Raw genomic sequence first — 18,489 nt, 5'->3', positions numbered from 1 at the left:
CTTATGCGAACGAGAAGGCGATGATGCCCTTGGCGACCAGGCGGACGTAGAGGTCCGCGCCCATGACGGAGAACATGGAGACCAGCGCGAGCTCCTGGTGCTTGGCGTTGAGCTTGGAGACCACGTTCCAGGCCCTGTAACGGACAGGGTGCTTGGAGAAGTGGTTCAGGCGACCGGCCGTGATGTGACGGCAGGAGTGGCACGACAGGGAATACAGGTTGATGAGGATCGCGTTGACGATCAGGATCCAGGTCCCGAGGCCGTCAGGCTTCTCGATCAGGGCCTTCACCGCGTCGTAGGCGAGGATGAGGCCGACGACGATGGCCGCGTAGAAGAAGTAACGGTGGACGTTCTGCAGGATGAGCGGGAAGCGCGACTCACCGGTGTACTTCTTGTGGGGCTCGTTCACCGCGCACGCCGGCGGGGACAGCCAGAAGCCCCTGTAGTAGGCCTTGCGGTAGTAGTAGCAGGTGAAGCGGAACCCGGCGGGAAGGCCGAGGATCAACAACCCCGGAGGCAGCGTGTACCAGTCACCGAAGGGCGCGAAGCCGAAGAGCCGCGCCCCCTCCGGACAGCTCGTCGCCAGACAGGGCGATGCGAACGGCGCGTGGTACGGGGCCATGAAGTAGCTTGTATCGAAGATCGCCCACGTGGCGTAGACGAGGAATGCCATGAAGATGATGAACGTGATCAGTGGATAGCGCCACCACGGATCCGTTCGTAACGTGCGCTCCTTGATCTGTGCGCGCTGTCGTCTGGCCGGGCTGTCGGCCGTTGTCTGGGTCATCAAGACCTCTCCACCTCCCGCGGACCTCGCTCGCCAAAGAGGTCCGGGTCGTTTCAGTTGTGCCGCTCATTGGTGCTGCGCGCTGGGCCATCGTCGCGCCGGCTCACACGTGCGCGCGCATATTGGTGGGGATACGTTACGACGCAGCCCGGTGCTTAGGTGAGAAGGGTCACTCACATTTTCACTACTCCGGTGTGATTCCTGTCACGTTGGTCAGGAAGGAGCCGTGCATTTGTCAGTGTCTCACAGGCTGGACAGCGCCGAGGAGTTCCCCGACGGCCAGGTCAGCTGACCTGTCGACCCCTTGATCGCCGGGTGGTGGTGCTCAACGGTCAGTAGTGCTGGCCGGAGTTGGGCAGCTTGACCACGGTCACGAAGAAGTCGTCGATCCGCCGAACCACGCTGATGAACTGTTCGAAGTCCACCGGCTTGGAGACGTACGCGTTGGCATGCAGATTATAACTGCGCAGGATGTCCTCTTCGGACTCCGACGTCGTCAGCACGACCACCGGGATCCCGCGGAGCTTCTCGTCCGCCTTGATGTCCTGGAGGACCTCACGGCCGTCCTTGCGGGGCAGGTTGAGGTCCAGCAGGATCAGGTCCGGCCGGGGCACGTCGGCGTAGTCGCCCTCCTTGCGGAGGAAGGCCATGGCCTGCTCGCCGTCGTTGACCACGTGCAGCTTGTTCCTGACCTTGTTGAGCTCGAACGCCTCCCGCGTCAGCAGGACGTCGCCCGGGTCGTCCTCGACCAGGAGTACGTCGATCCAGCGCAGGTCATTCATCGGTGTCTCCAGGAGGAAGCGTCCAGCGGAAAGTCGTTCCGGCCATGCCGGGTTCATCGTCGTCCACCCAGATGCGACCACCGTGGTACTCGACGATTTTCTTGCACAGCGCCAACCCGATGCCGGTTCCCGCGTACGCGTCGCGTCCGTGCAGGCGCTGAAAAATCAAGAAGATCCGGTCAGTGTATTTGCTCTCGATGCCGATCCCGTTGTCGGTGCAGGAGAACTCCCACATGTCGCCGTCGCGCCGTACGCCGATGTGGATCTTCGGTGGCTCCTGCGAGCGGAACTTGACCGCGTTGCCGATGAGGTTCTGGAAGAGCTGGGTGAGCTGCGCCCGGTTGCCGCGCACCTCGGGCAGCTCGTCGGAGGTCACCGTCGCGCCCGCGTCCTCGATCGTCGCGCCGAGGTTGTTCAGCGCGGCCTTCAGCGGCAGGTTGGCGTCGATCACGGTCCGCTCGCCGCCGAGCCTGCCGACCCGGGAGAAGTCGAGCAGGTCGTTGATCAGGAGCTGCATGCGCTTGGCGCCGTCGACGGAGAAGGCGATGTACTGCTTGGCGCGGTCGTCGAGCCGGTCCCCGTAGCGCTGCTCCAGCATCTGCGTGAAGCTGGCCACCTTGCGCAGCGGCTCCTGCAGGTCGTGGCTGGCCACGTAGGCGAACTGCTCCAGCTCGCCGTTGGAGCGCCGCAGCTCCGCCGCCTGATCCTCCAGTTTGGCCTGCGTCTCGGATGCCCGGCGCCACTCGCTGAGGATGCGGCGGCGCATCGCGTCCACGTGGCCGGAGAGCTCGGTCAGCTCGGCCGGACGCTCGACCTTGAGCCGGTGGTCGAAGTCTCCCTGGGCGACCGCGCGGACCTGTGCGTTCAGCTCGGCCAGGGGGCGGAGTACGGCGTAACGCACGATGAGCACGGCGGCGATCCCGGCCAGGACCAGCACCGCGGCCACTCCGCCGAGCGCGAGGTAGAGAGCCTGCCAACCCCGTTCGAGCCGGGCGCTGCCCGTCGCGTGCAGCCGGTTCAGGTGGGTCTGGAGCTGGGTGAGCGACTGGCGGACGTCGTTGTATCTTGCGGCGTTGATCGGCGCGCTCTGCCTGGAGGCCTCCGTCTTCAGGGTTGGAACGGAGACGACGACCACCTCCGCGTAGTCACGCCGCCAGGCCTCTCCCGCGGCCTTCAGCCGGGCCACCTCGGCGCTCACCACGGCCTTCTCCGGCATCCGGGGCATCAGCGTGGCCAGCGCGGCCAGCGCGGTGACCTCGGAGGCGATCGCCTTCCTGTAGTCCTGGAGAGCGGTCGCCTCGTTGGTCCTGCCGTACGCCCGCACCGAGCTCTCCTGCGAGGTCAGCGCGTTGGAGATCTCCAGGACCCGCAGCGCCGCGGGGTCGACGACGTCCACCACGTCCACCCGGGCCGCGCGTGTCTCCACGAGCGAGGCGACCGTGATGACGGTCGCGATCGTGAAGACCAGCGCGATGACCGCTCCTGAGATGAGGAACCAGCGGCCCAGGGGCAGCTTCCCGAAGCCCGTCGCCGGGGCGGGCGCGGGCAGGGGGTGCGGACGGGCGCGGTTGCTCATCGCTTCCCGTTCCGTGAGATGAGAACGGTGGCCAGGTCGTCGCTGAGCGCGTCGCGGTTCAGTTCGATGACCTTTTCGATGAGACGGTCGAGGTGGATGCCGCCCTGCTCATGGACCAGGTTGAGCAGGCCCTCGGTGCCGAGCAGGTCGGGCCCGCCGCCCACGGTGGCCTCGATCAGGCCGTCGGTGTAGAGGAGTATCGACCAGTCGCCGCCGAGCGGCACGTCGAGCTCCGACCACTCCACGTTCTGGAAGATCCCCAGGGGCGGTCCCGACGGGGTGCCCGGAACCACCTCGATCACGCCGTCGCGGATCAGCAGCGGCGGCGGATGACCGACCACGTGCATCCGCACGCGGTCGAGCGCGGGGTCGATCGTGGCGATGCACAGCGTGGTGAAGATCTCCGCGGACTTGCGCTCCAGACGGAGCAACGAGTCGAGCGTGTTCAGCAGGTCGTTGCCGGTGTGCCCGGCCAGGACCAGGGTCCGCCAGGCGATCCTGAGCGCGACCCCCAGCGCGGCCTCGTCCGGGCCGTGCCCGCAGACGTCGCCGACCACCACGTGCACGGAGCCGTCAGGGGTCTGCACGGTGTCCCAGAAGTCGCCGGCGAGCAGGGCGCGCCGCCGGCCCGGCAGGTAGCGGGCCTGGTGATCCAGGGTCCCCGGGACCAGCAGCGGGACGGGCAGGAGCCCCCGCTCCAGGCGGGAGTTCTCCTTGGTCAGCAGCTCCGCCTCGACCAGCCTGCGCTGGGCCAGGTCGGCGCGTTTGCGCTCGATGGAGTAGCGGATCGCCCGCGCCAGCAGCCGGGCCTCCACGTCCTGCTTGACCAGGAAGTCCTGGGCGCCCGCGGCCACGGCCGCCGCGCCCACGTGGGTGTCGTTCAGCCCGGTCAGCACGAGCACGGCGGCGTGGGGCGCCATCGCCAGCACCTGCTCCAGGGCCTCCAGGCCGCTCGCGTCGGGGAGCGAGAGGTCGACGAGCACGCAGTGCACGTCCGTGGTCAGCCGGACCCGGCTCTCCGCGAGGCTGCGCACCCAGATGATCTTGGGTGGGTTGTTCGCCTCGCCGAGTAGCTCCTCCACAAGGAAGGCATCGCCCGCGTCGTCCTCGATGAGGAGAAGCGTGAGCGTTTCATTGTCGGGGGCGGTCACGGACGCCTCTTCGTGAACTCGGGGACACCTATTAACGGTACGCAGAATAGTGTGACACCGGGACTTACAGGGTGTTGATCAATCTCCCTATTTTACGTGGCGGCCGACGTACCTTTGGACGCTCCGAAGAGCCCGGACGTTCCGAGGAGAGGCCGCCGTCACCGGGAAGGGAATCCTCCCGCGGGAGTGACACGAGGGTGTCCTGACGGGGGAGCCATACGTATCAGGACTGCCGTCTTGACGAGGCGGGGGCCGCAGGGATCAGGACCGGTGTCCTGATGAGGCGGGGGCCACAGGGATCAGGACCGGTGTCCTGATGAGGCGGGAGCCGTACGGATCAGGACTCGGTGATCAGGTCGAGTCCCTGGGGCAGGCTTCCGTCATGGGCGGCCTCGGCGAGGAAGAAGAGCAGGGTCGAGCGGAAGGCCTGGGCCGCGCGGGTGGGCTCGACGTCCTTGCGGTGGGCGATGGCGATGGTGCGGCGCAGCCCGGGAGGCGCCAGCGGGGTTCCGGTCAGGCCCGGACGGCCGTCCAGGACCATCGAGGGGACCAGCGCGATCCCCAGCCCGGCCTCCACAAAACGCAGTACGGCGTCCATCTCGCCGCCCTCCACCGCGAACCTGGGCTCGAACCCGGCCTGGCGGCAGGCGCTGATCGTGGCCTCCCGCAGGTCGTAACCGCGGCGGAACATCACCATCGGCCGCCCGCGCAGCTCCTCTATCCGCAGGTACGGCTTGCGCACGTGGGGTGTGGAGGGGGAGACGACCACCAGGTTCTCCCGCAGGATCTCCTCGGTGACCAGGGAGGGGTCGTCGGTCTGCAGCGGCATGATGATCAGAGCCAGGTCGAGCTGGCCGCGGGCGAGGGTGCGGACCAGGTCGCGGGAGCCGCCCTCCTCCACGAACAGCTCGATGCCGGGATAGGCGTGGTGGAACCTCGCCAGCGCGTCGGCCAGCAGTCCCGAGCAGAGCGAGGGCGTGGCCCCCAGCCTGACCCGGCCACGGCGCAGCCCGGCCAGCTCGCCGATCTCGCTCCGCGCGGTCTCGGCGTCGGCCAGCATCCGGCGGGCCAGTGGCAGCAGTGCCTCCCCCGCGGGGGTGAGGGTGACGTTTCCCCGGGCGCGGCTGAACAGCGGTGCGCCGAGTTCGGCCTCCAGGGCTTTGATCTGCTTGCTCAGTGAGGGCTGGGCGACGCGCATCCGCTCGGCGGCCTGGGTGAAGTGGCGTGTCTCGGCGACCGCCACGAAGTAGGCCAGTTGCTGGAGCTGCACGTTTCCCTAGCGTACGGACCTCGTGGCCGCGGATCCGGGGCGACCCCCGATGTGAGGGAAGATGTGAGATTGCTCGCACTACCGGACAATGCGCGGACATGGAAGAGGCACGGACGCAGAGGTAATAGCCGGTGGCTATGGAAACGACATCCACGATGACTTGGACGAAGGTAAATACCCTTACCTAGCGTCACGTGTGTGACTGCCACGATTGAGCGCGGATCCGCCACCGCGCCGGTTAACCCTCCGGGGAACACCCCCGCAAGGACCGAGACGCCCAAGAGGTCCGGTCGGTTCCTGGCCTCCTCCAACGGAAAAAAGGCCGTGATGGCCGTCACCGGCGCCATCCTGGTCCTCTTCCTCATCGGCCACATGGCCGGCAACCTCAAGAGCTTCTTCGGCGCCGAGACCTTCAACGCCTACGCCGACTTCCTGCGGACCATGGGTGAGCCGATCCTTCCCCGCCGGGTCCTGCTGACCCTGGTCGAGGTCGTGCTGACCGTGGCGGTCGGCCTGCACATGTGGTCGGCGATCTCCCTGGCCCGCCGGGCGAGGAAGGCCCGCCCGGTCAAGTACGCGGCCAAGCGCAAGTCCCGGGCGAGCGGCTATGCCGTGCACACCATGCGCTACGGCGGCGTGGTCATCGTCCTGTTCGTGATCTGGCACCTGCTGGACCTCACGTTCGGCACGGTCAACCCGGCCGGCTGGGACGGCACGCCGTACGAGCGGCTGGTCCAGGGCTTCGCCCCCTCGCGCTGGCCGGTCACCCTCTTCTACGCGCTCGCCGTGATCATGGTCGGCCTGCACCTGCGGCACGGCCTGTGGAGCGCGTTCCAGACGCTCGGCCTGGCGGGCGGGCGTGGCTACCGGGCGCTGAAGGGCACCGCCGCCGCGATCTCCGTGGTGATGGTCCTCGGCTTCCTCGCGGTACCCGCCGGCGTCCTGACCGGAGTCATCAAATGAGTGAGCCCGACGCAGTGAGCGCAGTGGCAGGCGCGGCGAAGCAAGCCTTCCGCGTAGCGAATGAGGAGTGGTGAGCGAACGATGATCACTGTGAGCGAGCCCGACGCAGTGAGCGCAGTGGCAGGCGCGGCGAAGCAAGCCTTCCGCGTAGCGAATGAGGAGTGGTGAGCGAACGATGATCACTGTGAGCGAGCCCGACGCAGTGAGCGCAGTGGCAGGCGCGGCGAAGCAAGCCTTCCGCGTAGCGAATGAGGAGTGGTGAGCGAACGATGATCACGCAGTACACCGAAGGCGAACCGATCCGCGACACGAAGGCTCCCGACGGTCCGATCGAGGACCGCTGGGAGAAGCGCAAGTTCGGCGCCAAGCTGGTCAACCCCGCCAACAAGCGCAAGCTCAACGTCATCGTCATCGGCACCGGCCTGGCGGGCGGCTCCGCCGCCGCGACCCTCGGCGAGCTCGGCTACAACGTCACGTCGTTCTGCTACCAGGACTCGCCCCGCCGCGCCCACTCCATCGCGGCCCAGGGCGGCATCAACGCGGCCAAGAACTACCGCGGCGACGGCGACTCGGTCCACCGGCTGTTCTACGACACCGTCAAGGGGGGCGACTTCCGCGCCCGGGAGTCCAACGTCTACCGGCTCGCCCAGGTCAGCGCGAACATCATCGACCAGGCCGTGGCCCAGGGCGTGCCGTTCGCCCGCGAGTACGGCGGCCTGCTCGACACGCGCTCCTTCGGCGGCGCGCAGGTCTCCAGGACCTTCTACGCCCGAGGCCAGACGGGCCAGCAGCTGCTGCTCGGCGCCTACCAGGCGCTGGAGCGGCAGATCGCGGCCGGGACCGTGAAGATGCACACCCGCCACGAGATGCTCGACCTGATCATCTCCGACGGCCGGGCACGCGGCGTGATCGTCCGGGACATGGTCACCGGCGAGATCGAGCGGCATCTGGCCGACGCGGTCGTGATGGCCAGCGGCGGCTACGGCAACGTGTTCTTCCTGTCCACCAACGCCAAGGGCTGCAACACCACGGCGATCTGGCGGGCGCACCGGCGCGGCGCGATGTTCGCCAACCCCTGCTACACCCAGATCCACCCGACCTGCATCCCGGTCAGCGGCGACTACCAGTCGAAGCTGACCCTCATGTCGGAGTCGCTGCGCAACGACGGCCGGGTGTGGGTGCCGGTCGAGCGGGGCGACGCCCGGCCCTCCTCGGAGATCCCCGAGGAGGAGCGCGACTACTACCTGGAGCGCATCTACCCGGCGTTCGGCAACCTGGTCCCGCGTGACATCGCCTCCCGCGCCGCCAAGAACGTCTGCGACGAGGGCCGCGGCGTCGGCCCCGGCGGTCTGGGCGTCTACCTCGACTTCGCCGACGCGATCAAGCGTCTGGGCCGCGCCGCGGTGGAGGAGAAGTACGGCAACCTCTTCGAGATGTACGAGCGCATCACCGGCGAGGACCCCTACACCCAGCCGATGCGCATCTACCCGGCCGTGCACTACACGATGGGCGGCCTGTGGGTGGACTACGACCTGCAGTCCACGATCCCCGGCCTGTTCGTGATCGGTGAGGCCAACTTCTCCGACCACGGGGCCAACCGCCTCGGCGCGTCCGCGCTGATGCAGGGACTCGCCGACGGCTACTTCGTGCTCCCGACCACGATCGGGGACTACCTCGCGAACGGCCCCTACGGGGAGGTCGACGAGGAGGCCGTGGCCGAGGCCGAGATCGCGGTCCGAGACAAGATCGCCAGGCTGCTGGCGACCAACGGCAACCGCACCGCCGACTCCTACCACCGCGAGCTGGGCAAGCTCATGTGGGACTACTGCGGCATGGAACGCACCGAGGAGTCGCTGCGCAAGGCGCTGGAGCGGATTCCGGAGCTTCGCGAGGAGTTCTGGAAGAACGTGAAGGTGTCCGGCGAGGCCGACGAGCTCAACCAGGCGCTGGAGCGGGCCGGCCGGGTGGCCGACTTCTTCGACCTGGCCGAGCTCATGTGCATCGACGCGCTGCACCGCACCGAGTCGTGCGGCGGCCACTTCCGCGCCGAGTCGCAGGACGCGGACGGCGAGGCCCTGCGTGACGACGAGCACTTCGCCTACGTCGCGGCCTGGGAGTACGGCGAGCAGGGCCCGGTCCTGCACAAGGAAGACCTCGACTACGAGTACGTCAAGATGAGCCAGCGGAGTTACAAGTGAACCTCACCCTCAAGGTCTGGCGTCAGAGCAGTCCCCGGGACAAGGGCCGTATGGTCACCTACGGGGTCGAGAACGTGTCTCCCGACATGTCCTTCCTGGAGATGCTCGACGTGCTCAACGAGCGGCTCATCCTGGAGGGCGACGACCCGATCGCGTTCGACCACGACTGCCGCGAGGGCATCTGCGGCATGTGCGGCATGGTCATCAACGGTGTCGCCCACGGCGAGCAGGTGGCCACCACCACCTGCCAGCTGCACATGCGGCACTTCGAGGACAACGCGGTCATCACCATCGAGCCGTGGCGTGCCGCGCCCTTCCCGGTGGTGAAGGACCTGGTCGTGGACCGCTCCTCGTTCGACCGGATCATCCAGGCCGGCGGCTTCATCTCCGTCCCGGCCGGATCGGCTCCCGACGCCCACAGCATCCCCGTGAAGAAGGACGACGCGGACTCGGCGTTCGACGCGGCCACCTGTATCGGCTGCGGAGCCTGCGTCGCCGCCTGCCCGAACGGCTCGGCCTCCCTCTTCACCGCAGCCAAGATCACCCATCTCAGCCTTCTCCCGCAGGGCCAGCCCGAGCGCGACGCGCGCGCCAAGGCCATGGTCGAGCAGATGGACGCCGAGGGCTTCGGCGGCTGCACCAACACCGGGGAGTGCACCGCGGTCTGCCCCAAGGGCATCTCGCTGGACACCATCGCCCAGATGAACCGCGACTACCTCAGGGCCTCCAGGTAACCCAGGTAAAACCGTCGCGCGGGCCGTGCCTCCATCCCGGGAGGCACGGCCCGCGGCCTGCCGGAGCGAGGACCGACCTCTCCCGCAGGCCACAATCCAGAGCGGCACCGGCATGGTGACCTGCCCCGCAGTACCGATTTTCAGGGCGTTCTAAGCTCTGATCCCATGACGACAACGCACTCCTACGACGTCACGGTCGAGTGGACGGGCAACCTCGGATCGGGCACGGAAAGCTACCGGTCCTTCAGCCGTGACCACGAGGTGCTGGCGGACGGCAAGGCCGCGATCGCCGCCTCCTCCGACCCCGCCTTCCGCGGCGACCCCGCGCGCTGGAATCCCGAGGAGTTGCTCGTGGCCTCCGTCGCCCAGTGCCACATGCTCTGGTACCTCCACCTCTGCGCCGTCGGCGGGGTCGTCGTCACCGAGTACGAGGACCACGCCCACGGGGTCATGACGATGGACGAGAGCGGCGGAGGAGGCCAGATCACCGAGGTCCTCCTGCGCCCCGAGGTGACGGTCGCCGACGCGTCGATGGTGGAGAAGGCCCGCGCGCTGCACGGCGATGTGCACACGGTGTGTTTCATCGCCCGCTCGGTGAACTTTCCCATCACCCACGCGCCCGTACTCCGGGTCCAGGAGGTCTGAGCGGGGCCGCCGGCCCCTGGGGATCCAAGAGCGGGACGTGTTGGCCGCTCGTCTGAAGGATGTCCTGCGTCCTGGCAGGACCTGAGACATGTCGAGGGCTCTCCGTCCAGTTCGGGCGGAGGGTTTTGCTGTTTGAGCCCTTTTTGGTATGGCCGTAGCCCCGGGATGCGGACAGGGCGTCTTCTCCGCGAGGAGGGGCTATGGAAGCACCCGACGCCTTGGTGGACAAGGACTTCCTGTTGGAGTTGGTTCTCGTCGAGGCACTGCACGCGGAGGCCGAGGCTCTGGCCGGTGACTGACGGGCGGCCCCGGCTCCGGGAAGTGGAGCCGGGATCAGCCGAGTTCGGAGACGATCTCCCGGCGGAGGGCCGCGGAGTCGATGCCCGCGTCGGCGATGACGCGGGAGGCCAGGCCCTCACCCTCGCGGAGGATGCCGAGCAGGAGGTGGCCGTCGGCGATGTGCCTGTGCTTGAGGTTGATCGCCTCGCGCAAGGACAGCTCCAGGGTCTTCTTGGCCCGCGAGCTGAAGGGAACGTGGCCGCTGAGCAGGTGGCCCCGCCGGTTGGTCCGGGGTTTGCGGTCCAGTGCGCCGGGGCCGAAGGCGGCCTCGACCTTCTCGCGGATCGCCGACAGGTCGATGCCGATCGACTCCAGGGCGTCGGCGTCGAGGGCGTCCTCCGGCTTCTGCCCGACGAGGCTGATGACGCTCTGGCGGGCCCGGTCGTGGTCGAGGCCGTGCCGGCCCAGCACGCGGGCCGAGAGGGCGTCCGGCTGGGCGAGCAGGCCGAGGAGGAGGTGCTCGGTGCCGATGATGTCGTGGTGCAGGGTCCGGGCGTTCTCCTGGGCGAGGACGACCGCCTGGCGGGCGTCGTGATGGAACCGTTCGAACATGGCTATCTCTCCCGTCGTAGCAGGCCCCGGCCGCCCGCGTACTTCTTGTGCACCGCCTGCCGGGTGACTTCCAAACAGTTGGCGATCTCCTGCCAGGACCAGCCCTGGTCCCTGGCGTTCTCCACCTGAAGGGCCTCGAGCCGGTCGACCAGCATCCGCAGCGCCCGTACGGCCCGCAGGCCGACGGCCGGATCGCGGCTGCCGGCGTCGGAGGCCAGCTGTGCCGTATCGCTCATAGGTGTCAACATAGGTTGACACGACGGGGCTGTCAATCCCGCCGTCACCACCGAAAATGGTTTGCTTGATCAGGGCAAGGTTGTCAGCCTGGTAAAGCTATGCGCTCCCTACCTGCCGCGGATCCCGGCACTCCAGACGCCCGAAGTCCGTTCCGGTACCTGCGCTGGGTGGCCCGCAAGCAGGCGGGCTCCCTGCTTATCGGTATCACCTACGCCATCGTGTGGTGGCTCGCGATGGCACTCGTCCCCGTCACCATGGGCAAGGGCATCGACGCCATCAAGGCCGAGGACATGTCAGCTCTGATCACCTGGGGCGCGGCGCTGTTCGGCCTGGGAGTCGTGCAGGCCGTCACCGGCACCCTCCGGCACCGGATGGCCGTCTACAACTGGCTGAACGCCGCCTACAGGACCGTTCAGGTCACCGTCAGGCAGTCGACCCGCCTGGGCGCGACCCTGCCCAAGCGCATGTCCACCGGCGAGGTGGTCAGCATCGGCAACTCCGACATCGCCCACATCGGCAACGCGATGGACATCCTGCTCCGGGGCATCGGGGCGATCGTCGCCATCGTCGTGGTGACCGTCATCATGATCAGGACCTCGCTGCCGCTGGGCCTGACGGTGCTGATCGGCGTGCCGCTCATGACCGTCGCCGTCGCGCCCCTGCTCAGGCCGCTGCACAGGCGTCAGCACGCCTACCGCGACCTGCAGGGCGACCTCTCCACCAGGGCCGCCGACATCGTCGCGGGCCTGCGCGTGCTGCGCGGCATCGGCGGTGAGCAGGTCTTCGCCGACCGCTACACCGCGGAGTCCCAGAAAGTACGGCACGCGGGTGTGCGGGTGGCCTCGGCCGAGTCGACGCTGGAGGGCGCGCAGATCCTGCTGCCGGGCCTGCTGATCGCGGGCGTGACCTGGCTCGCCGCGACCTTCGCGATACGGGACCAGATCACCATCGGCCAGCTCGTCTCCTTCTACGGCTACGCGGCCTTTCTGATCGCCCCCCTGCGGACACTCACCGAGGCGGCAGACAAGCTGACCAAGGGACATGTCGCCGCCCGCCGGGTGATCCGGATCCTCGATCTGGAGCCCGAGGTGCAGGGCGGCTCCGGCGAGTCCGGCGGCGGTCTGCTGCGCGACGTGGCCTCCGGGGTGGCGGTCCGCCCCGGCGTGTTCACCGCCGTCGTGGCGGCCGTGCCCGAGGAGGGCATCGCGATCGCCGACCGGCTCGGCCGCTACAGCGACGGCGACGTGGACTTCGGCGACGTGCCGCTGGACACCCTGCCGATCGCCGAGGTCCGCCGCCGGATCCTGGTGGCCGACAACGACGCCAAGCTGTTCGCCGGAGTGCTCAGGGACGAGCTGGACATCACCGGAGAGGCCTCCGCCCAGGACATCGCCGACGCGCTGTACACCGCGTGCGCGGAGGACATCGTCGACGCGCTGCCCGACGGCCTCGACGGGCACGTCGCCGAGGCGGGCCGGGAGTTCTCCGGCGGCCAGCAGCAGCGGCTACGGCTCGCCAGGGCGCTGACCGCCGATCCGGAGGTGCTCATCCTCATCGAGCCCACCAGCGCGGTGGACGCCCACAGCGAGGCGCGCATCGCGGACCGGCTGGTCAAGGCCCGCGCGGGCAGGACCACGCTGGTCTGCACGACCAGCCCGCTGGTGCTCGACCGGACCGACTACGTGATCTACGTCAGGGACGGCGTCGTGCAGGCTCAGGGCACGCACAGGAAACTGCTGGCCACCGAGCCGGCCTACACCGCCGTCGTCACCCGCGGCGCCGACGCGTGAGCGAGCGAGCCGACGGGACGAGAACCACGTCACAGACCAGGCCGGGAATCATGTCGCGGCCGGCAACCACGTCGAAAACCGAGTCGCCAGGAGAGGTGATCGCATGAGCAAGCAGATTCTGCCGGTCGCCGACCAGGCGCAGGTCCGAGCCTATGCACGCAGGCTCACACTGAAATATCCCCGGGACCTGTCGATCGCGCTGGGCCTGCACGGCCTGGCCGCCGTCGCGGGCCTGGCCGCTCCGTGGCTGCTGGGCGGGCTCGTCGAGGGAGTCCAGGCGGGCACCGGGGTCGACGTCACCGGGGTGTCGCTGGGCATCGGCGGTTTCCTGGCCGCCCAGGCGGTGCTGGTCAGGTTCGCCGTCTACGCCTCCTCCAAGCTGGGCGAGAAGGTCCTCGCCGAGCTGCGCCAGGAGTTCGTCGGCCGGGTGCTCGGCCTGCCGCTGTCCACGGTCGAGCGCGCCGGATCCGGCGATCTGATCACCCGGACCTCGCGGGACGTGGACTCGTTGTCGCGCACCGTACGGCACGCCGTGCCGGAGACGATGATCGCGCTGGTCACCTGCGTGATCACCGTCGGCGCCCTGCTGATCGTGGGACCGCTGCTCGCCCTGCCCTCGCTGCTGGCCGTTCCGATCCTGTGGATCTCCACCCGGTGGTACCTCAAGCGGGCCAGGGACGGGTATCTGCGGGAGAGCGCCGCCTACGCGGACATGACGGACGGGCTGGCCGAGACGGTCAGCGGCGCTCGCGCCGTGGAGGCCCTGGGCCTGCAGGAGCGGCGGCACCGCCGTACCGACACCGACATCTCCCGGTCCTGGGCCGCCGAACGCTACACCCTCGGACTGCGCACGATCTGGTTCCCGACGGTCGAGCTCGGCTACGTGATCCCGATCGTGGCGACGCTGGTCATCGGCGGCATGTTCTACATCGAGGGCTGGGTCACGATCGCACAGGTCACCACGGCCACGCTGTACGTGCAGCAGCTCATCGACCCGCTCGACCGGCTGCTCATGTGGATCGACGAGCTCCAGGTCGGCGGGGCCTCCATGGCCCGCCTGCTGGGCGTCGCCGAGGTGCCCGACGACCGCGAGGCCGGCTCCGGCGTTCCCGACGGCGAGGAGCTGGAGGCCGACGGCGTCCGCTACGCCTACCGGGAGGGCCACGACGTGCTGCACGGCATCGATCTGGTGGTCAAGCCGGGAGAGCGGCTGGCCATGGTGGGTCCGTCCGGCGCGGGCAAGTCCACGCTGGGCCGCCTGCTCGCGGGCATCCACGGTCCGCGCACCGGCTCGGTCACGGTCGGCGGCACCTCGCTGGTCGAGCTCCCGCTGGACGACCTGCGAGGTCACGTCGCCCTGGTGACCCAGGAGCACCACATCTTCCGGGGCACCCTGCGCGAAAACCTGCTGATCGCCCGTCCCGAGGCGGACGAGGCCCAGATCCGTGCGGCGCTGGAGGCCGTGGACGCCTGGGGATGGGTCGAGGCACTGCCCGAGGGACTGGACACGGTCGTCGGCTCCGGCGGTGAGTCGATCTCCGCCGCCCAGGCGCAGCAGGCCGCCCTGGCCCGGCTGGTCCTGGCGGACCCGCACACCCTCGTCCTCGACGAGGCCACCTCGCTGATCGACCCCCGGGCCGCCCGCCACCTGGAGCGGTCCCTGGCGGCGGTCCTCGAGGGCCGTACGGTGATCGCCATCGCCCACCGCCTCTACACGGCACACGACGCCGACCGGGTCGCGGTGGTCGAGGACGGCCGGATCAGCGAGCTCGGTTCCCACGACGAGCTCGTCGCCGCCGGAGGGTCCTACGCCGCCCTGTGGAGCAGCTGGCACGGCACCTCCAAGTAAGGCGGCGCTCGCGGCGAGGCGGCGCCGTGGCGCGGCGCCGCGCGGGCGGCTGAGGCGGTGCCCGTGGCGCGGCGTGGCACGGGGGTGAAGCGGTGCCCAGGGCGCGGCGTGGCGCGTTCACGGAGGACGGCGCCGCGCCGTGGCATGTTCGCGCGCCGCCGCTGACGACGGCTCCCCTTGCGGCTCGAAACGGTCTTCGACGGCTACAGTGGCCATTGCTGACAGTAGTCAGTCAAATGCATGTAGTCACGAGACTGAACCGAAAGGGGTGTCACTTCTCATGTCACCTGAATTGATCGAGTCCGTCGCGGACCGCGCGGGCCTCCGCCGACGTGCGGCGCTGGGCAAGCTTCTGATGGGTGCTTTTGTTGTCGTCCCCGTCGTGTCCTACGGGGGCGTCGCCATGGCCTCCACCGCGGCGCCGTTGGCCCACACGACCTCCGGTGTCACCTGCTTGTGCTCGCTCCCGTCCGCCGCTGTGTCCTTCTCCGCGGTCGTGGCGGCCCCCGGCCCGGGAAGGGGCCATCGAGGTCACCGGGATGACGGGGATCGCCGAGGCCACCGGGATGGCCGGCCTGGGAAGCCGGGGAATACGGGCGCGGCGGGCAAGGATGCGGCCGGCGACAAGAAGGACGCGGATCCGGGAGGCCAGAACGCGGCGGGCGGGAAGAAGGACGCGGCTCCGGCCGGGGAGGGCGCCGTCGGCGGGGAGGCGTCCCCGGCTCCGGGCGGCGCCGACGCGGCGGGCAGGCAGGAGAAGGCGGGTCCGGCCGGCGCGAACGCGGCGGGCGGGAAGAAGGACGCGGGTCCGGCCGGCGCTAACAAGGCGGGCAACAAGAAGCACGAGGGCAGAGCAGGCCAGGACCGGTCGGGCAGGAAGCACGCGGCTCAGGCCGGTGCGGACAGGGCAGGCAACAAGAAGCACGAGGGTAGGGCGGGCCAGGACCGGTCGGGCAGGAAGCACGCTCCTCTGGGCCGCGTGGACAAGCCGGGCGACAAGAAGCACGAGGGCCACCAGGGCAAGGCAGGCGAGAACCGGTCAGGCGGGAAGCACGCGCCTCTGGCCGGCGCGGACAAGCCGGGTGACAAGAAGCACGAGGGTCACCAGGGCAGGGCAGGCGAGGAGAAGCGCGGAGGCAAGAACGGAAAGCACGGTGACAGGCTCGGCCACAGGATGATGAAGAGGCTGAACTCGGGCCCGAGATAGTGGGCTGAGAGGCGATCACGCGGGAAAGCCCCGTACCGGCTCGTGACGTCGAGCCGGTGAGCTGAGAGGCGATACGCGTGGGAAAACCCCGTACCGGCCCAGGACGTCGAGGTGGGGCGGGAACCACTGTGCCGGGAGGACGGCGCCGGGCCTCCGGAGCCGTCCCCCCGCCATTTCAGGCCGGGGGCCCTCCGGCGCCTTGAGATCGGGGACCGCCTCTCAAGTCGCCGGCACCGTGCCCCCGTGATTCAGGCCAGGGACTTCTTACCGTGCCCCGCCGTTTCAGGCCAGGGACTTCTTGAGGAAGTCGACCTGGAGCAGGAGCAGGTTCTCGGCCACGACCTCCTGAGGGGTCATGTGGGTGACGCCGGACAGCGGCAGGACGTTGTGCGGGCGGCCCGCCGCCAGCAGGGTCGAGGACAGACGCAGGGTGTGCGCGGCGACCACGTTGTCGTCGGCCAGGCCGTGGATCAGCAGGAGGGGGCGGTCCAGCTTCTCGGCGTCGGCGAACAGGGACGAGGAGTCGTAGTGGCCCTCGTCGGGGTGGCCGAGGTAGCGCTCGGTGTAGCAGGTGTCGTAAAGGCGCCAGTCGGTCACCGGGGCCCCCGCGACGGCCGCGTGGAACACGTCGGGACGGCGGAAGACGGCCAGGGCGGCCAGGAATCCGCCGAAGGACCAGCCCCGGATGCCGACCCGGGACAGGTCCAGATCGTCGGGGAACTGCGCGGCGGCACCGTGGAGGGCGTCCACCTGGTCCTCCAGGACCGGGGAGGCCAGGTCGTGCAGGACGGCCCGCTCGAACTCGGGACCGCGGCCAGGGGTGCCGCGGCCGTCGGCCACGATCACCGCGAAGCCCTGGTCGGCGAACCACTGGCTGGTCAGGTAGGCGCCCGCGGCGGACAGGACGCGCTGGGCGTGCGGCCCGCCGTACGGGTCCATGAGGACCGGCAGTTTCGCGGAGCCGGGCACGTGTCCCGAGGGGAAGAGCACGGCGGTGGACAGGTCGCGCTCGCCCGCGCGGATCAGGGAGACCCTCAGGTCCAGGCCGGGCCGTTCGGCGTGGGAGACGATGTTGCCCCGGGGCGTTCCGTTGTGGGAGACATGCGCGGTCGAGCCCTCGCTGTGGAGGGTCTGGCCGGTGACCACGAGGGTGCCGCCCGCCGTGTGACCGTTGTAGACGCCGCCCTCGGCCGGGCTGACCAGGGTGATCCGGCCGTTCCTGTAGGCCCACAGGGCGATCTCGGTGGGCTCGCCGCTGGCGCGGAAGAGCACGGCGTCGCCGTCGACGTCGAGAACCTCGCGAACCTGGAGGGTGGGCGGCGTGACGGGCTGGTCGCCGATGATCAGACGGTGGCCTCCGTCGGCGGCGGCCACCCAGACCAGAGTGCCGTCGGACAGGTGGCCGGGCACGCCGGTGGCGATGTCGACCCACGCGGCGTCGGTGTCCTGGCGGACGACGGTGGAGCTCCCGGTGGCCGGGTCGACGGTGAGCAGCCGCAGGCTCTTCTGGTCGCGTGACATGGTGACGATCGACAGGGCGTGGGCGTCCCAGGTGGCGTTGACCAGGTACTCGTCCTCGAAGGGAACGGGGATGCGGGAGCCGCTCAGGGTCAGGACGAACAGCTCGACCGTGGCGTTCGCCGTGCCCGCGGAGGGGTAGCGCTGTTCGACGGCGGGGCGGGAGGGGTTGGCCGGGTCGGCGATGTACCACTTCTGGACCGGCGACTCGTCGGCCCGTTCGACCAGCACCGCGTCGCCGAACGGGGACCACCAGTAGCCCCGCATGCGGTCCATCTCCTCGGCGGCGATGAACTCCGCCAGGCCGTAGGTGACCCCGGGCGCCTCGGGGCGGGCCAGCACGTGGTCCACCTCGTCCTCAAGGTCCTGGATGTGGAACGCTCCGCCGCTCACGTAACCGACGTGGACGCCGGTGGGGGACATCCGCGGGTCGATCACCGACCCCGGCGTCTTCAGCAGCCGCACGTACTTGGTCTTCAGGTCGACGGTGTAGAGGCCGCCGGAGAGCGCGAACACCGCCGCGGTCACCCCGGCGTCGGTGCTGTAGCCGACGATGCCGCCGGCCTGTTCCCTGCTGCGCTCGCGGCGGGCCCGTTCCTCGGCCGGCAGGTCCTCCTCGTCCGCGGACAGGGTGCGCGGGTCGACGATCAGCCGCTCCTTGCCGCTGAGAACGTCGAACTCCCACAGGCAGGTGACCGGGTCGGAGCCGCCCTTCGTCCGAAGGAAGACGATGCGGTCGCCGGCGGGGGCGATGGTGAAACCACGCGGTACCCCCAGGGTGAATCGGCGGGTCCTGGCGTGCAGACGAGGAAAGCTGTCACTCATACCAGCCATCTTGCCAGCCCGGGCCGCGCCCCGGATTTCCCGGGGGTGGAGCTCGGATGGTCAAAA

General features: G+C 69.3%; 15 protein-coding genes. 7 read left to right on the top strand and 8 right to left on the bottom strand.

Going from position 1 to position 18,489, the window contains the following annotated elements; all coding sequences use genetic code 11:
- Position 1: 1 nt before the first annotated feature.
- The 5 genes from DKM19_RS40990 to DKM19_RS40970 all read right to left on the bottom strand — a co-directional run bounded on the left by DKM19_RS40990 (position 2) and on the right by DKM19_RS40970 (position 5,566).
- The gene (locus DKM19_RS40990; RefSeq protein ID WP_089212327.1) at positions 2-787 is read right to left on the bottom strand and encodes a hypothetical protein; all 786 of its coding nucleotides are present in this window, start codon (positions 785-787) and stop codon (positions 2-4) included.
- 332 nt (positions 788-1,119) lie between these two features.
- Positions 1,120-1,569 carry a response regulator gene (locus tag DKM19_RS40985; protein WP_089212326.1) on the bottom strand — a complete coding sequence of 150 codons (450 nt, stop codon included), beginning with the start codon at positions 1,567-1,569 and terminating at the stop codon, positions 1,120-1,122.
- The gene (locus DKM19_RS40980) at positions 1,562-3,145 is read right to left on the bottom strand and encodes an ATP-binding protein (protein ID WP_110703602.1); all 1,584 of its coding nucleotides are present in this window, start codon (positions 3,143-3,145) and stop codon (positions 1,562-1,564) included. The genes DKM19_RS40985 and DKM19_RS40980 overlap by 8 nt, the downstream gene beginning before the upstream one ends.
- Positions 3,142-4,296 (bottom strand): PP2C family protein-serine/threonine phosphatase, encoded by a 1,155-nt coding sequence (locus tag DKM19_RS40975; protein WP_110703600.1) that lies wholly within the window; start codon positions 4,294-4,296, stop codon positions 3,142-3,144. Before DKM19_RS40975 ends, DKM19_RS40980 begins: the two co-directional genes overlap by 4 nt.
- Before the next feature lie 337 nt (positions 4,297-4,633).
- Entirely contained in the window at positions 4,634-5,566 is a 933-nt protein-coding gene (locus DKM19_RS40970) for a LysR family transcriptional regulator (protein WP_110703598.1), read from the bottom strand.
- Positions 5,567-5,764: 198 nt separating this feature from the next.
- On the opposite strand from DKM19_RS40970, the gene DKM19_RS40965 reads away from it, so the two are divergent.
- The 4 genes from DKM19_RS40965 to DKM19_RS40950 all read left to right on the top strand — a co-directional run bounded on the left by DKM19_RS40965 (position 5,765) and on the right by DKM19_RS40950 (position 10,106).
- On the top strand, positions 5,765-6,529 hold the full coding sequence (locus tag DKM19_RS40965) for a succinate dehydrogenase cytochrome b subunit (protein WP_110703596.1): 765 nt from the start codon (positions 5,765-5,767) through the stop codon (positions 6,527-6,529).
- Between the two features lie 269 nt (positions 6,530-6,798).
- Positions 6,799-8,727, top strand: coding sequence for a fumarate reductase/succinate dehydrogenase flavoprotein subunit (locus DKM19_RS40960; RefSeq protein ID WP_089211808.1), 1,929 nt, complete (start codon positions 6,799-6,801; stop codon positions 8,725-8,727).
- Positions 8,724-9,461, top strand: a complete 738-nt coding sequence (locus DKM19_RS40955; protein ID WP_110703594.1) for a succinate dehydrogenase/fumarate reductase iron-sulfur subunit — start codon at positions 8,724-8,726, stop codon at positions 9,459-9,461. Before DKM19_RS40960 ends, DKM19_RS40955 begins: the two co-directional genes overlap by 4 nt.
- Positions 9,462-9,626: 165 nt before the next feature.
- Positions 9,627-10,106, top strand: coding sequence for an OsmC family protein (locus tag DKM19_RS40950; protein ID WP_110703592.1), 480 nt, complete (start codon positions 9,627-9,629; stop codon positions 10,104-10,106).
- Positions 10,107-10,439: 333 nt separating this feature from the next.
- Here the strand turns inward: DKM19_RS40950 and DKM19_RS40945 are convergent, their stop codons facing one another.
- The gene (locus DKM19_RS40945; RefSeq protein WP_110703590.1) at positions 10,440-10,997 is read right to left on the bottom strand and encodes a Clp protease N-terminal domain-containing protein; all 558 of its coding nucleotides are present in this window, start codon (positions 10,995-10,997) and stop codon (positions 10,440-10,442) included.
- A 2-nt stretch (positions 10,998-10,999) separates the two neighbouring features.
- Complete coding sequence (locus DKM19_RS40940; RefSeq protein WP_089211812.1) at positions 11,000-11,233, bottom strand: RNA polymerase subunit sigma-70; 234 nt, start codon at positions 11,231-11,233, stop codon at positions 11,000-11,002.
- A gap of 99 nt (positions 11,234-11,332) precedes the next feature.
- Here DKM19_RS40940 and DKM19_RS40935 point away from each other — a divergent pair, with 99 nt between their 5' ends.
- From DKM19_RS40935 to DKM19_RS40925, 3 genes are all read left to right on the top strand, one after another.
- Positions 11,333-13,024, top strand: coding sequence for an ABC transporter ATP-binding protein (locus DKM19_RS40935; protein ID WP_110703588.1), 1,692 nt, complete (start codon positions 11,333-11,335; stop codon positions 13,022-13,024).
- Between the two features lie 103 nt (positions 13,025-13,127).
- Complete coding sequence (locus tag DKM19_RS40930; protein WP_089211814.1) at positions 13,128-14,873, top strand: ABC transporter ATP-binding protein; 1,746 nt, start codon at positions 13,128-13,130, stop codon at positions 14,871-14,873.
- Positions 14,874-15,153: 280 nt separating this feature from the next.
- Positions 15,154-16,080 (top strand): hypothetical protein, encoded by a 927-nt coding sequence (locus DKM19_RS40925; RefSeq protein ID WP_162642138.1) that lies wholly within the window; start codon positions 15,154-15,156, stop codon positions 16,078-16,080.
- A gap of 282 nt (positions 16,081-16,362) precedes the next feature.
- On the opposite strand, the gene DKM19_RS40920 is transcribed toward DKM19_RS40925, so the two are convergent.
- Entirely contained in the window at positions 16,363-18,423 is a 2,061-nt protein-coding gene (locus DKM19_RS40920) for a S9 family peptidase (protein ID WP_204358448.1), read from the bottom strand.
- Positions 18,424-18,489: the final 66 nt, after the last annotated feature.

It is taken from the genome of Streptosporangium sp. 'caverna' (assembly GCF_003203775.1).
GTDB lineage: Bacteria > Actinomycetota > Actinomycetes > Streptosporangiales > Streptosporangiaceae > Streptosporangium > Streptosporangium subroseum.
This window is presented reverse-complemented; position numbering and strand designations above follow the sequence as displayed.

Coding starts and splice junctions, on each gene's coding strand:
- DKM19_RS40990 (WP_089212327.1), bottom strand. CDS start 787: ATGACCCAGACAACGGCCGACAGCCCGGCCAGACGACAGCGCGCACAG.
- DKM19_RS40930 (WP_089211814.1), top strand. CDS start 13,128: ATGAGCAAGCAGATTCTGCCGGTCGCCGACCAGGCGCAGGTCCGAGCC.
- DKM19_RS40950 (WP_110703592.1), top strand. CDS start 9,627: ATGACGACAACGCACTCCTACGACGTCACGGTCGAGTGGACGGGCAAC.
- DKM19_RS40980 (WP_110703602.1), bottom strand. CDS start 3,145: ATGAGCAACCGCGCCCGTCCGCACCCCCTGCCCGCGCCCGCCCCGGCG.
- DKM19_RS40960 (WP_089211808.1), top strand. CDS start 6,799: ATGATCACGCAGTACACCGAAGGCGAACCGATCCGCGACACGAAGGCT.
- DKM19_RS40920 (WP_204358448.1), bottom strand. CDS start 18,423: ATGAGTGACAGCTTTCCTCGTCTGCACGCCAGGACCCGCCGATTCACC.
- DKM19_RS40945 (WP_110703590.1), bottom strand. CDS start 10,997: ATGTTCGAACGGTTCCATCACGACGCCCGCCAGGCGGTCGTCCTCGCC.
- DKM19_RS40935 (WP_110703588.1), top strand. CDS start 11,333: ATGCGCTCCCTACCTGCCGCGGATCCCGGCACTCCAGACGCCCGAAGT.
- DKM19_RS40940 (WP_089211812.1), bottom strand. CDS start 11,233: ATGAGCGATACGGCACAGCTGGCCTCCGACGCCGGCAGCCGCGATCCG.
- DKM19_RS40985 (WP_089212326.1), bottom strand. CDS start 1,569: ATGAATGACCTGCGCTGGATCGACGTACTCCTGGTCGAGGACGACCCG.
- DKM19_RS40925 (WP_162642138.1), top strand. CDS start 15,154: ATGTCACCTGAATTGATCGAGTCCGTCGCGGACCGCGCGGGCCTCCGC.